This is a genomic window from Pseudosporangium ferrugineum (assembly GCF_003002065.1).
Classification (GTDB): domain Bacteria; phylum Actinomycetota; class Actinomycetes; order Mycobacteriales; family Micromonosporaceae; genus Actinoplanes; species Actinoplanes ferrugineus_A.
The window spans coordinates 1-13753 of the sequence record NZ_PVZG01000034.1; the positions used below are offsets into that span (position 1 = coordinate 1).

Sequence of the window (13753 nt, forward strand, 5' to 3'; positions counted from 1 at the left end):
TGGGTCTGCGGGCGTGGCTGGGTCTGCGGGCGTGGCTGGGTCTGCGGGCGTGGCTGGGTCTGCGGGCGTGGCTGGGTCTGCGGGCGTGGCTGGGTTTGCGGGGCAGCCGGGTCTGTGGGGCGGCCGGGTCGGGGGCGCGGCCGGTCTTGAGCCTGTCGTGCGGCCGGGTCTGCGGCGCTGAGGGCGCGCGCTGCATCCGCGGACTGGGGTCGCTGTATGAGCACCCCGGCGGCCGGGAGTCCTGCGCCGATTTGGTGGGGCCGTTCACGTCTTCTGCTGTCGGTTCGACTCTGGGAAAACTCTTCTGAAGGGAGAACGTCTTGACTCAGACAATCTCGGCTCATAGCATTTGGTCATGTCACCGCTGATCAAGCCGCCGTCCTGGTCCCGGGCACTGCCGGATGCCCGTCCTCCTGCGGAGATGGCCATGTATCACCTGCCTACCGGCACCTACGAGACGCGGGCTGCGTTCGCCGTCAAAGGTGGGGCCTGGCGGGACAAGCGCCAGTTCGCCGCCTCGGCTGTGCTGATCAGCCACCCGGCGGGGGACCTGCTCATCGACGCGGGTTTCGGTGCCGGGGTCGCCGAGCACATTGCGATGCTGCCCCGGTTCGTGCGCGCTCCGTACCGGGTGCGGCCGACGGTCAGCCAGCAACTCGACGTTGCGGGGTACGACCGGAACAAGCTGCTCGGCGTGGTCCTGACCCACTCTCATTGGGACCACGCCAGTGGGCTCGACGGCCTGCACGGGACGCCGGTGTGGATGAACGCCGGGGAGCGGGCCTACGCGGCCACCGATCCCGACGGCAAGGTCTATCGCCACGTGTCGCAGGGGCACGCGATCCACGAGTACGGGTTCGCCGACCGGCCCTACCTCGACTTCGCGCGGAGCTACGACGTACACGGGGACGGTTCTGTGGTCATTGCTCTCGCCGGTGGCCACACGACGGGTTCGGTGATCGTGTTCGTCGTGCTGCCCAGCGGGCTGCGCTACGCCTTCATCGGGGACCTGACCTGGCAGATCGACGGCATCCGGGACCGGGTCGAGCGGCCGTGGATGCTGAGCAAGCTGGCCGACAGCGATCGCGGGCAACTGCGGCAGAGTCTGCTGCGGATGATCGCGCTCGACGGGCTGATGCAGATCGTCCCCGCCCACGACCTCGGCTCCTACGAGGGCATCCCGCTGCTGTCGTCCCATGCCGCCGGCCGCCTTCGCTGACAACCGCCGCCGGGACCGACGGTGACGCCGGCCTCGATCCGCACGTGCCGACGCCAGTGAACCCGACCATGGCGCAGCGCGGGCCGCGGGCCGGCAGCACGCGGAGGGGCGGGGCGCGCGGCACGCGGAGGGCGGCGGGCGGCGGGCCGGGGCGGGGAGGGCGGCGGGCCGGGGCGGGGTGCGCGGTTGATGGTGGCCCTATGCGGTGGTGCCGCTACACCGATCGATGAGGAGAACCATGAAGACCTTTTCCGGGTACGAGATGAGCACCCGCGCTGCGGCTGGACGTGAGGTATACGCCCGCAATTTCGGGGTGGACGCGGCCGAGGTGGAGCGGATCATGACTGAGCACGCCGGCGCCGCGTTCACTCGGGAGGCCTATGAGGCGGCGGGCGGGCCGGGGTGGCAGAGCCCCGCCCTGACCGATCGGGAGCGGAGCATCGCCGTCATCAGCGCCCTTGTCGCGCTGAACGTTACCGACGGGCGGCTGTCCACCTATCTCGCCCTCGCGCGGCGCACCGGGATCGATGAGGAAGGGCTGACCGCTCTGATGATTCTGCTCAGCGCCTACCTCGGGCAGCCGTACACGTCGCTGGCGATGGAGGCGGTTCGGCGCACGGCGGGTCTGGACGTGGGGAGTTCCACCGGCTCGGCGGCGAATTAAGCGTCGACCGGCCCGTCCGATGTGACGGAGCGGGCTCGCCTGGCCGAGGTTGTGGAGAGGGCGGGACGGCGTTGGGTGTGTGGCAGGCGTGGCCGAGGGTGGAGAGGGACGGGCCCGGCGTTGGGTGGGTGGCAGGCGTGGCCGAGGTGGTGCACAGGGCGGGGCCCGGTGGGGCGCGTGATGCGGCTACTTCCGGGCGCTGGTCGACGCTGTGGCGGGGTGTCGCCCCGGGCCGCCCGTTGACATCGGGACGCGCTTGGGGTCCGTACGGGATGAGAAGGTCTTGGGTCGGACATTGATTGTAGGGTTTCGACGTGTTGCTACTTTTCTTTCGCTGCAGTCGGGGCCGGGTTCGCGGGGCGACGGGCGTGGTCGTCGGGGGTCGGCGATGACGGGGCCGGAGCGGGATGATGAGCTCGGGCCCCGGCCGTCGGTCGACTCCGAGATCACGTGGTTGCTGCACCGGGCGGCGCAGCATATGCGGGCCGTTACCGGGGCTCAGGCCGAGAAGCATGGGCTGACGATGCGGGACTACATCGTGCTCAGTTCGCTCGACAAGATGCCCGGACTCACCCAGAACGAGCTCGGCAGGAGCCTGGGCCTCGACAAGACCACCCTCATGAGCCAGCTCGACCGGCTCGAACGGCGGGGGCTCATCGAGCGGCACCACGCCCCGAACGACCGCCGGGTGCGCATTCCGGTGATCACCGACGCGGGTTCGGCCGTACGCGAAAAGGTGTCCGACGACTGTGCGGCCGTGGAAGCTTCAGTGCTGGGTGGATTCGGCGCGGACCAGGTCCTGTCGCTTCGGCGCATGTTGTTCTCGATCATCGGGGACAGCGAGGATCCGGGGTCCTGCCTGTGAGCGTGGACGACGACCCGGCCGGGCTGGTGCTGGCGGCGATTCCGAGCCCCACCAGCTCCGTGTGGCACCTCGGGCCGGTGCCCATCAGGGCCTATGCGCTGTGCATTCTCGCGGGCATCGTCGTGGCCGCCCTCATCATGGAGAGGCGACTGCGGGCGCGGGGCGTTGCCGCCGGCTCGTCGGTGGACATCGCGGCGTGGGCGGTGCCGTCCGGGATCGTCGGCGCGCGGCTCTACCACCTGGTCACCTCGCCGCAGGGGTACTTCGGGGAGGGCGGCGATCCGCTGCGGGCCTTCGCCATCTGGGAGGGCGGCCTGAGCGTCTGGGGTGCCGTGGCCGGCGGGGCCTTCGGTGCCTGGATCGCGGCCCGGCGCAGCGGAATCCCGTTGGGCGTCATCGCGGACGCCCTCGCGCCGGGGCTGCCGGTCGCGCAGGCGATCGGGCGGCTCGGCAACTGGTTCAACAACGAGGTCTACGGCAAGCTGACGACGCTGCCCTGGGGGCTCGAGATCCATGACCTCCGCACCGGACGGTTGCTGCCGGGTTTGTACCACCCGGCCTTCGCGTACGAGGCGCTGTGGAACCTCGGGGTCGCCCTGCTGGTCTGGCGGCTCGACCGTCGTCTGGGGTTCGGGCGCGGCCGGGCCTTCGCCCTGTACGTGATGGGTTACACCGCCGGCCGATTCTGGATCGAGCTGCTGCGCATCGACGAGGCGAACACCGTGCTGGGAATCCGGCTCAACGTGTTCACGTCCGTGCTGGGGTTCCTGGTCGCGGCGATCTATTTCATCAGGGTGCGAGACGCCGGGCCGCTGACCGGGTCGGTCGAGGCGGGGGAAACGCGATCACGTCATCGGTACGCGGAAGCGCCGAGCTCGGTGGTGGACGGAGCGCGGGCTGAGCGAGTGAGAGCCGGCGGTGCGGGCGCCGGAGCTGCGGGGGCCGGCGGTGCGGGGGCCGGCGGTGCTGAGGCTGGCGGTGCTGAGGCTCGCGGGGGTTGAGGGCGGGCGCGGCGATGGTGGTGACGGCGGGGTGGAGGCCGAGTGACGTCGGCGTGGCGGGGTGGGGTGGCCTGCGGGCTGAGGTGGCGGGGTTTGTTACGGGGCTGAGGCGGAGTGGTCCGGGCGGGGGGCCGGGTAGTACTTGGTGGTGGCGATGTCCGGGTGGGTTCCCGTCGGTACGTCGGCGTCCTCGTCGGGGGTGAGGGTGCCGCCGAGTTCGAGGATGCGGCGGTGGGCGGCGGCCAGGCGGTCCTCGAGGCTGACGATGCGGCAGGCGGCCGTCAGGAGGATGCCCTCGTCGAGGAGTTGACGGACGCGGACGGCGAGTTGGAGCTGGTGGCGGGAGTAGCGGCGGTGGCCGCCGTGGCTGCGTTCCGGTTCGATCAGGCCGGCCGTGCCGAGGCTGCGGAGGAACGCGGGGGTCACGCCGATCATCTCGGCTGCGCGGCCCATGGTGTACGCCGGGAAGTCGGCGTCGTCGAATGCGCTGTTCATCGTGCCTTCCGGGAGGGGCTGCACGCAGTCCAGGGCCCCGGCGGGTTACCGGGGCCCTGGCTTTTCAGTTCTGCTGCCGACCGTCGTCGGCTAGGCCGATCCGCCTGCGTGCCGCTAGCGGGTCGCCTGAGTGATGGGCATCGGTGGCGATCACCTCTTGTCGATTCGGGGACGTGGTGATTACGCGTTGCTGCGGTATCTCGTCCTCCTTAACCAACTCAGCGTCTGTGCCAGTTGCGTGTCGGTTGTGCGTCACCGACCTCCCCGATATTAGGCCGATCAAGCCGCAATTTCTAGACTCGCCGCTGTAGATTTTCTCGGCGTCACCCGGACGGGTGGACTCGGTACGGCAAGGTCCGGGTCGGTGAGGCGCACGGGAGGGCGGCACGGCGGGGAGAGCGGCACGGCGCGGAGAGCGGCACGGCGGGGAGGGGGCGCGGCGCGGAAGGCTGGGGGTGTGGCGGGGTAGTCGGCGGGGCGTCCGGGACCGGGGCCGGGGCGTGGCGGGGTAGTCGGCGGGGCGTCCGGGACCGGGGCCGGGGCGTGGCGGGAACGGTGCGGGCGGCCGGTGCGGCATGCGGGACGGGGAGGGCCTGCGGGACGGGGAGGGTCTGCGGGACCGGGAGGGTGTGGGGGTAGAAGGGCGGCGGCGCGGGGCGGGCGCGTGGCACAGCTTGGAGCTGTGTCGAGAGAGAGGTGACCGCGCCCCGCGCCGCCGCGGGGTGGGAGCCTTCTGCGGAATGCTCCCGGGTGTTCGCGATGCCTGCCGAGGGCTCGCGCGCCGGATGCGGCGTCAGAACACCGGCAGGGCTGTGCGTGGGGACCACGCTGATGTTTGCCCTGACATGCGTACGAGTGTGCGGGCTCGGATCGGGGCCGGGCAACGCAATTAACGCGCCTCATTGACGGCTGTAACACCGTGGGGAGATCATCACGGAACGACGGTGGCCCAGGTCACAGTCGCCACCCGGCACCAGGGAGCATGCATGAGCGCAGACCCTGTCCCCAGCACCGACGAAGAACGGCTTGCCCAGCTCGGCTACCAGCAGGAATTGCACCGCCGACTGTCCGGCTTCTCCAACTTCGCGGTCTCCTTCTCGATCATTTCGATTCTGGCCGGCGCGATCACCTCGTACGGAATCGCCATGACCGCCGGCGGGCCGATCGCCATCACCCTCGGGTGGCTCTTCGTCGGCATCATGGTGACCTTCGTGGCGCTGGCGATGGCGGAGGTGTGTTCCGCCTATCCGACCGCCGGCGCCCTCTACTGGTGGGCCGCCGCGCTCGCCAAACGCAACAAGGCGGCGTGGGCGTGGTTCGTGGGGTGGTTCAACTTCCTCGGCGAGGTGGCGGTCACCGCCGCCATCGACTTCGGCGCCGCGATCACGACCTCCGCGTTCCTCAGCCTGACCTTCGACATGAAGGTCACGGCGACGCGGACGTTCCTCATCTTCCTGGTCATCATCGTCGTGCACGGCCTGCTGAACACGTTCGGCGTGAGCCTCGTGCGGCTGCTCTCCGACGTCAGCGCGTGGTGGCACCTGGTCGGCGTCGCGGTCATCGTGACCCTGCTCGCCGTCATCCCCGACAGCCACAAGCCGATCTCGGAGGTGTTCTTCGAGGTCCGCAACGAGACGGGCTTCACCTTCACCGGTGCGGGTGCCTACGCGGTCCTCGTCGGCCTGTTGATGGCGCAGTACACGTACACGGGATATGACGCCTCGGCCCACGTCGCGGAGGAGACCCACGACGCGGCGCGGGCGGCGCCGCGCGGCATCGTGATGTCCGTGGTGGTCTCCGTGATCGCCGGTTTCATCCTGCTGTTCGCGATAACCTGGGCGATCCAGGACTACGACGCGCAGCTGGGCACCGAGCTGGGGTTGCCGCCGGCGCAGATCTTCATCGACGCCGTCGGCCACGACACGGGCACGTTCCTGCTGTTCATCTGCATGGTCGCGCAGTGGTTCTGCGGCATGGCCTCGGTCACCGCCAACTCCCGGATGGCCTACGCCTTCGCCCGCGACGGCGCGCTGCCGGGGTCGCGGCTGTGGAAACAGGTCAACCCTCGCACGGGTACGCCGACGAACTCGATCTGGCTGTGTGTGACCATCAGCACGCTGCTGGTGCTGCCGTCGCTGTGGAACACCACCGCCTACCTCGCGGCGACGTCGATCGCGGTCATCGGCCTCTACATCGCGTACGTCGGACCGGTGCTCCTGCGCCGGCTGAGCCCCGACTTCCAGCCGGGGCCGTGGAACCTGGGCCGGTGGAGCGCCCCGGTCGGCTGGATCGCGATCGTCTGGGTCGTGGTCATCTGCGTGCTGTTCGTGCTGCCCACGGCCAGTCCGATCACGGCGAAGAACTTCAACTACACGATCTTCGCGGTGCTCGTCGTGGTCGGCGCGGCCACCGTCTGGTGGTTCGCCGGCGCGCGGAAGTGGTTCACCGGGCCGAAGCAGAACCTCATCGAGAAGGCCGCCCACGGCGAGCAGACCATGCCCACCCCGCCGGAGTGATCGTTTCGGGACGTGACGGGACCGGCGGTGCCCGCCGCCGGGCCCGAGGTCAGGTGGACGAAGTTCGGTGATCGCCCCGCGGGGGCCGGGCATTTCGCCCGGCCCCCGCGTTTTTGTCGGCCCCATGCGATAGGACTGCACTCATGGATCTCGAGGAGCTCGACGTCGCCGTCGACAACGGCAGCATCGACACCGTGCTACTGGCCCTGACCGACATGCAGGGTCGGCTGCAGGGCAAACGGCTGCACGGCCGCTACTTCATGGAGGAGGTGGTCGGCGGCGGCAGCGAGGGCTGCAACTACCTGCTCGCGGTCGACGTCGACATGAACACCGTCGACGGGTACGCGATGTCGTCATGGGACAGCGGCTACGGCGACTTCGTCATGAAACCCGACTTCAGTACGTTGCGGCCGGTGCCGTGGCAGCCCGGCACCGCGATGGTCCTCGCCGATCTCGAGACCACCGGCGGGGAGCCCGTGTACGCGTCACCCCGGCAGATCCTCCGGCGCCAGCTCGACCGGCTGGCGGCGCACGGGCTCACGGCGTACGCGGGGACGGAATTGGAATTTGTCCTTTATCGCGACACCTATGAGCAGGCCTTCAGCAAGAACTACCGCGACCTGATCCCCGCGAACCAGTACAATGTGGACTATTCGCTGCTCGGCACCGCGCGGGTCGAGCCGCTGCTGCGGCGCATCCGCAACGACATGGCCGGCGCGGGCCTGGTCCCCGAGAGTGCCAAGGGCGAGTGCAACTTCGGACAACACGAGATCGCTTTCCGGTACGCCGAAGCGCTCGCGTGCGCCGACAACCACGTGATCTACAAGAACGGCGCCAAGGAGATCGCCGCGCTGGAGGGCATGGCGCTGACGTTCATGGCCAAGCCGAACGAGCGCGAGGGCAACTCCTGCCACATCCACTTCTCGCTGCGCGGCGAGGACGGGCGCTCGGCGATGCTCGGCGACGGGCCCGCACACCTGTCGGAGATCGGCCGGCGGGTGCTCGCCGGCCTGCTCGCCACCATGCGCGAGTTCAGCCTGCTGTTCGCGCCCAACATCAACTCGTACAAGCGCTATCAGCACGGGTCCTTCGCGCCGACGGCGCTGCGCTGGGGCGTCGACAACCGCACCTGCGCGCTGCGCATCGCCGGGCACGGGCAGGGCATGCGGGTGGAGAACCGGGTGCCGGGCGGGGACGTGAACCCGTACCTGGCCATCGCCGCGCTGGTCGCCGGGGCGCTGCACGGGATCGAGAACGAGTTGCCGCTGGAGGACGAGTTCCGCGGCAACGCGTACGGGGACGCCGAGGCGGCGCGGGTGCCGACGACGCTGCGGGGCGCGCTCGGGTTGTGGGAGCGGGGGCCGGTCGCGGCGGCGGCGTTCGGGGAGGACGTGGTGGCCCACTACGCGAACATGGCGCGGGTGGAGCTGACCGCCTTCGACGCGGCCGTGACGGACTGGGAGCTGCGTCGGGGCTTCGAGCGGCTGTGAATATGGCCTCGCTTTGCTCGGCGGGCACTGCGCCCCTGGGAGCCGATGACGAGGCCGCCAAAACAGACCACGGCAGAGGGCGCCTTGTCTGTTTTGGCGGCCTCGTCATCGGCGGGCGCAGTGCGACTTTGGTTGCGGTTAGGGCGGTGGTGGCTGGGCGTGTGGGCGCGGTGGCGGCTGGGTGGGGAGACGGGTGAGTGGGTGGGGTGGGAAGAAGGGTGAGTGGGTGGGGCGGGGAGATGGCTGGGGTTGTGGTGGGGGGATGGCTGGGGTTGTGGTGGGGCGGGGAGATGGGTGGGGTTTTGGTTCGGCGGGGTGGGGATTCGGTGGGGGCGTGTGATCATCGGCGGGGAGGTGGGTGTGGACAGGACTGAGGTGGTCAACCCTGCTACGGGGGGTGTGGTGGGGGCCGTGCCTGCGTATGGGGTGGCGGAGACGGATGCGGCTATCGAGGGGGCGCAGCGGGCGTTCGAGTCGTGGCGGGGGGTGGGGCCGGGGGATCGGGCGCGGTTGTTGCGGCGGTTCGCGGCCGTTGTGGATGAGCATCGGGAGGAGCTGGCCCGGCTCGAGGTGAGCAATGCCGGGCACACGATCGGGAATGCGCGCTGGGAGGCGGGCAACGTCCGGGACGTGCTCGACTACTACGCGGGGGCGCCGGAGCGGCTGGCCGGGCGGCAGATACCGGTGCCGGGCGGGCTGGACGTGACGTTCCACGAGCCGCTCGGGGTCGTCGGGATCATCGTGCCCTGGAATTTCCCGATGCCGATCGCCGGCTGGGGGTTCGCTCCCGCGCTGGCCGCGGGCAACACCGTGGTGCTCAAGCCGGCCGAGCTGACCCCGCTCACCGCGATCCGGCTGGGGGAGCTGGCGCTGGAGGCGGGGCTGCCGGAGCACGTGTTCACGGTGCTGCCGGGCAAGGGCAGCGTCATCGGGCAGCGGTTCGTCACGCATCCGGCCGTACGCAAGGTGTGCTTCACCGGCTCGACGCCGGTGGGGAAGTCGATCATGGCGGGCTGCGCCGACCAGGTGAAGCGGGTGACGCTCGAGCTGGGCGGCAAGAGCGCCAACATCGTCTTCGCCGACGCCGACCTGGAACAGGCCGCCGCGGCCGCGCCGGGCGGCGTCTTCGACAACGCGGGCCAGGACTGCTGCGCGCGGTCCCGGTTGCTCGTCCAGGATTCCGTGTACGAGCGGTTCCTCGCGCTGCTGGAACCCGCCGTCAAGGCGTTCCGGGTGCAGGACCCCGGCCTCGACACCGCCGAGATGGGACCGCTGATCTCGGCTTCGCACCGGGAGAAGGTGGCGTCCTACACCTCGGACGCGCAGGTCGCGTTCGCCGGTGTGGCGCCGGAGGGCGACGGCTGGTGGTTCCCGCCTACGGTGCTGCTGGCCGGTTCGCCCGGCGACCGGCACTGGCGCGAGGAGGTCTTCGGGCCGGTGGTGTCGGTGTTGCCGTTCCGTGACGAGGCCGAGGCGATCGCCCTGGCCAACGACACCGAGTACGGCCTCTCCGGCTCGATCTGGACCCGTGACCTCGGCCGGGCGCTGCGGATGGCGCGGGCCGTGGAGACCGGCAACCTCAGCGTCAACTCGCACTCCTCGGTGCGCTACTGGACGCCGTTCGGGGGGATGAAGCAGTCCGGGCTGGGCCGCGAGCTGGGGCCCGACGCGCTGCTCAGCTTCACCGACGTCAAGAACGTCTTCATCGCTACGGACAGCTGAGAGGTCGGCAGTGGAACGTTTGCAGGATCGGGTAGCGGTCATCACCGGGGCCGGCAGCGGCATCGGGCTGGCCACCGCCCGGCGGTTCGCCGCCGAGGGCGCCAAGGTGGTCTGCGTCGACATCTCCGCGGATGCGGGCAAGGCCGTCGCCGACGAGGTGGGCGGCGAGTTCGTCGCGTGCGACGTCAGCGACGAGGCTTCGGTGCGCGAGCTCTTCGACGGGGTGGTGAAACGGCACGGCCGGGTCGACATCGCCTTCAACAACGCGGGCATCTCGCCGCCGGACGACGACTCCATCCTGGTGACCGGCCTGGACGCGTGGGAGCGGGTGCTCAAGGTCAACACCACGAGCGTCTTCTTCTGCTGCAAGTACGCCATCCCGCACATGCAGCGGCAGGGCAAGGGCTCGATCATCAACACCGCGTCGTTCGTGGCGCTGCTCGGGGCGGCCACTTCGCAGATCGCGTACACGGCCAGCAAGGGCGGTGTGCTGGCGATGACGCGCGAGCTGGGCGTGCAGTTCGCCCGGGAGGGCATCCGCATCAACGCGCTCTGCCCCGGGCCGGTGGCGACGCCGCTGCTCATGGACCTGTTCGCCAAGGACCCCGAGCGGGCGGCCCGGCGGCTGGTGCACGTACCGATGGGACGGTTCGCGGAGCCGGAGGAGATCGCGGCGGCGGTCGCGTTCCTCGCCAGCGACGACGCGTCGTTCATGACGGCCGCACAGTTCGTCGTGGACGGAGGGATCACCGGCGCCTATGTGACGCCTTTGTGACTCTCGGTCGACGCATCAGGCGCCTTGATCGGCATATCGAGGAGTCAGAGCCCGAGCGGGGTGAACCTGGCACGCCGGATCCGCAACAGATTGTTTAGCGACACGAACCGGCGGGCACCGAGCGTTCACGACCAGCTCACGCGGGTCGCAGGGGTCGAAACCCCGCCGGTGCACGCTTCGATCGCTGCGCCGGTGGGTCGCACGGGCCCGAGCGCGGCGCCGGCCTTTCGAGGCAGGCGCCGCGCGCTCGTCCGGCACTCCTCCGTCCGGGCCGGCCCGTTCCGGCCGGCGGGCGGGCGGGGCCGCCCGGCGTCGCTTTCGGTACGGAGAGCCGGCCGTGCCGTCGCCGCGGGCGGATGCAGCGCTGGGAGATCCGGGGCGGACCGCGGGCGGTGTGTCGGGCGGCGGGCCACGAGCCGGTGTGCTGGGCGGCGGGCCGCGAGCCGGTGTGCTGGGCGGCGGGCGGGTGTGTTGGGCGGCGGGCCGCGGGCGGGTGTGTCGGGCGGCGGGCCGCGGGCGGGTGTGTCGGGCGGCAGGCCGCGCGCCGGTGCGCCGGGCGGCGGGTCCGCGGGCCGGGCGTCGGGCGGTGGGCTGGACGCTGCGGGGACGGGGGATGGGCCGGTCGGCCGACTTGATCCGAAACATGGGCTGGTTAGGTTGGGGTGATGCGTCCCGTCATCGGTATCACCACCTATGTGGAGCCCGCCACCTGGGGAGTCTGGCACGATCTGGCCACCGCGCTGGTGCCGCACGACTACGTGGCCGCCGTGACCGGCGCCGGGGGGCGGGCCGTGCTGCTCCCGCCCGACGATCTCGATGCCGACGTGATCGGGGTGCTCGACGGGCTGGTGCTCAGCGGCGGCGCGGACCTCGATCCCGAGTTGTACGGTGCCGAGCCCGGGCCGCTGACCGTCACCCGTCCGGAGCGGGATTCCGCCGAGGTGCTGCTCGCGCGGGCCGCCCTCGAGGCCGATCTTCCCGTGCTCGGGGTGTGCCGGGGGATGCAGTTGCTCGCGGTCGCCGCCGGTGGGTCGCTGCACCAGCATCTGCCCGATGTGCTCGGGCATGAGGGGCACCGGCCCGCGCCCGCCGTGTACGGCCGGCAGGAGGCGATCTTCGCCCCGGGAAGCCGGGTGGCCGCGCTCATGGGCGACGACCGGGTCGTGCAGTGCTATCACCATCAGGGGGTGGCCGACGCCGGTTCGCTGAGGGTGACCGGGCTGGCCGAAGACGGGGCGGTCGAGGCGGTCGAGGATCCGGCGCGCTCCTTCGTGCTCGGCGTGCAATGGCATCCGGAAGTCGTACGGGACAAGCGTTTGTTCGGTGCCCTGACCGCCGCGGCCTCGGCTCGCAAAGCGACGGACAAGACGGCACACAAGGCGAAGAGTGAGGCGGCGGGTGACCCGATGGGGTGAACGCCGGAATGCCGGAATAGAAAGTCGGCGATAGTGTGGGAATGGAGCGAGCGCCGCGACGCCGACGCTGACGTCGACCGTAGCGACGAAGCGAACCGCCTGGCAGAGGGCGGTGACGCCGAAGATGCCGGGCTTCCCTTTCCCACCCGCCGGGAATCCGGCTAAGGCTGCCCATTCGCCGGCCGATTGCCAAGATCTGGAGACCGAGAGGATCGCACCAATGCGCAGGCCCTTGATCGGATTGACCTCGTACGCCGAGCAGGTGAAGTACAACGGCAACGACGTCATGGCCGGAATGCTGCCGATGTCCTACGTCAAGGCGGTGCACGCCACGGGTGGGCGCGCGGTTCTGATCACTCCCGACGACCCCGGCACCGACGTGCTCGAGTCGCTCGACGGGATCGTCTTCGCCGGCGGCGGGGACATCGATCCGGCGCACTGGGGCGCCGAGCCGCATCCGGAGACCGATGCGGATCCCGTACGCGATCTGTCCGAGCTCATGCTGATGCGGGCCGCGCTCGACGCCGGCCTGCCGGTGCTCGGGGTGTGCCGGGGCATGCAGCTCATGGCAGTGGCGACCGGGGGATCGCTGCACCAGCACCTGCCGGACATCGTCGGCCACGACCGGCACCGGGCGGCGGCCGGCACCGACCCGCTCGCCGCGGACTCGTCCTCGTTCGGGCGGCACGACGTCGTCCTGCAGCGGGGTTCGCGGGCGATGGGGATGCTGGGCGGGCGGGTCACGGTGAACTCGTTCCACCACCAGGCGGTCGACGACCCGGGCCGGTTCACGGTCAGCGGGTGGTGCCCCGACGACCGGATCGTGGAGATCATCGAGGGGCGGGACCGGACGTTCGCGCTGGGCGTCCAGTGGCATCCGGAACGCACGAGCGACCTGCGGGTCTTCGCGGCCCTGGCGGAGGCGGCGGCCCACCGCTCCGGCCTTTCCCGCACCGGCCTGGCGGCCTGACCGGGGCTGTCAGAGGGGGAAGGAGGCCTGGAAGGCCAGCCGCTCGTCCGCCCCGCCCGCCAGCTCCTGGAGCACGTCGTCGAGCACCAGGAACGCCTCCCACGGCGCGCCGCCGAGGTGCTCCGCGACCCGCTCCTCGAGCGGGACCACCCGGGCGCCCTTCCAGATCTTGTCAGCCAGGCTGACCAGCAGGTCGTCCAGGCCGGCCTCCGGCGCGGTCCAGGAGCCGTGGGTGCCCGCGAAACGGGCCAGGTCGATCGGTACGCCGTACCGGAGGAGCAGGTCGCGTCCCGCGGCCTCGTGCCGGTGACCGGGCCCGGAGAGCTCCTCGGCGTGCTCGATCTTGCCGATGTCGTGGGTCGCGGCGCCGAAGAGCACCGCCGTGGTGTCGAACCGCAGCTCGGGCCGGAGGCGTCCGAGGCGGTCGGTGAGCGACCAGGCCACGTCGTGGACCGCCCGCAGATGGGCGCCGAGCCGGGGCGGCGCGCCCAGCGCGACGAGGAGCTCCGCGGCCGCCGCCGGCAGCGGGAGCAGCGCGGACTCGGTCAGTGCACGGTCGAGGCCCCGAGTTGTCACGCGGGCAAGGCTAGCTACGGTTACGGTGCGGGTCTCATTCAGACG

Annotated in this window: 12 protein-coding genes and 1 pseudogene; 11 read left to right on the forward strand and 2 right to left on the reverse strand. The window is 70.8% G+C overall.

Going from position 1 to position 13753, the window contains the following annotated elements; all coding sequences use genetic code 11:
• From CLV70_RS40615 to lgt, 5 genes and pseudogenes are all read left to right on the forward strand, one after another.
• On the forward strand, positions 1–308 hold a 308-nt coding region (locus CLV70_RS40615; RefSeq protein ID WP_211304026.1), incomplete at its 5' end, for a hypothetical protein.
• A gap of 47 nt (positions 309–355) precedes the next feature.
• Entirely contained in the window at positions 356–1219 is an 864-nt protein-coding gene (locus tag CLV70_RS36055) for an MBL fold metallo-hydrolase (RefSeq protein WP_106131111.1), read from the forward strand.
• A gap of 238 nt (positions 1220–1457) precedes the next feature.
• Positions 1458–1883 (forward strand): carboxymuconolactone decarboxylase family protein, encoded by a 426-nt coding sequence (locus tag CLV70_RS36065; RefSeq protein WP_211304027.1) that lies wholly within the window; start codon positions 1458–1460, stop codon positions 1881–1883.
• Positions 1884–2271: 388 nt separating this feature from the next.
• Positions 2272–2748: a MarR family winged helix-turn-helix transcriptional regulator gene (locus CLV70_RS36070; protein WP_245908721.1), complete on the forward strand. Its 477-nt coding sequence runs from the start codon at positions 2272–2274 to the stop codon at positions 2746–2748.
• A 2-nt stretch (positions 2749–2750) separates the two neighbouring features.
• Positions 2751–3548: pseudogene (gene lgt, locus CLV70_RS36075) on the forward strand (prolipoprotein diacylglyceryl transferase); the annotation flags it as partial.
• A gap of 297 nt (positions 3549–3845) precedes the next feature.
• On the opposite strand, the gene CLV70_RS36080 reads toward lgt, so the two are convergent.
• A complete protein-coding gene (locus tag CLV70_RS36080) occupies positions 3846–4244 on the reverse strand; it encodes a helix-turn-helix domain-containing protein (RefSeq protein ID WP_106131112.1) in 399 nt (132 codons plus the stop codon).
• 986 nt (positions 4245–5230) lie between these two features.
• Between CLV70_RS36080 and CLV70_RS36085 the strand changes: the two genes are divergently transcribed.
• The 6 genes from CLV70_RS36085 to CLV70_RS36110 all read left to right on the forward strand — a co-directional run bounded on the left by CLV70_RS36085 (position 5231) and on the right by CLV70_RS36110 (position 13132).
• A complete protein-coding gene (locus CLV70_RS36085; protein WP_106131113.1) occupies positions 5231–6760 on the forward strand; it encodes an amino acid permease in 1530 nt (509 codons plus the stop codon).
• Between the two features lie 143 nt (positions 6761–6903).
• The gene (locus tag CLV70_RS36090) at positions 6904–8250 is read left to right on the forward strand and encodes a glutamine synthetase family protein (RefSeq protein WP_106131114.1); all 1347 of its coding nucleotides are present in this window, start codon (positions 6904–6906) and stop codon (positions 8248–8250) included.
• A gap of 360 nt (positions 8251–8610) precedes the next feature.
• Entirely contained in the window at positions 8611–9972 is a 1362-nt protein-coding gene (locus tag CLV70_RS36095) for an aldehyde dehydrogenase family protein (protein WP_106131146.1), read from the forward strand.
• Positions 9973–9982: 10 nt separating this feature from the next.
• Complete coding sequence (locus tag CLV70_RS36100) at positions 9983–10747, forward strand: 3-oxoacyl-ACP reductase (RefSeq protein ID WP_106131115.1); 765 nt, start codon at positions 9983–9985, stop codon at positions 10745–10747.
• Positions 10748–11412: 665 nt separating this feature from the next.
• Positions 11413–12162 (forward strand): gamma-glutamyl-gamma-aminobutyrate hydrolase family protein, encoded by a 750-nt coding sequence (locus tag CLV70_RS36105; RefSeq protein WP_106131116.1) that lies wholly within the window; start codon positions 11413–11415, stop codon positions 12160–12162.
• A 220-nt stretch (positions 12163–12382) separates the two neighbouring features.
• Positions 12383–13132: a gamma-glutamyl-gamma-aminobutyrate hydrolase family protein gene (locus CLV70_RS36110; RefSeq protein ID WP_106131117.1), complete on the forward strand. Its 750-nt coding sequence runs from the start codon at positions 12383–12385 to the stop codon at positions 13130–13132.
• A 9-nt stretch (positions 13133–13141) separates the two neighbouring features.
• Here the strand turns inward: CLV70_RS36110 and CLV70_RS36115 are convergent, their stop codons facing one another.
• Entirely contained in the window at positions 13142–13708 is a 567-nt protein-coding gene (locus CLV70_RS36115; protein WP_106131118.1) for an HD domain-containing protein, read from the reverse strand.
• Between the last annotated feature and the right edge of the window lie 45 nt (positions 13709–13753).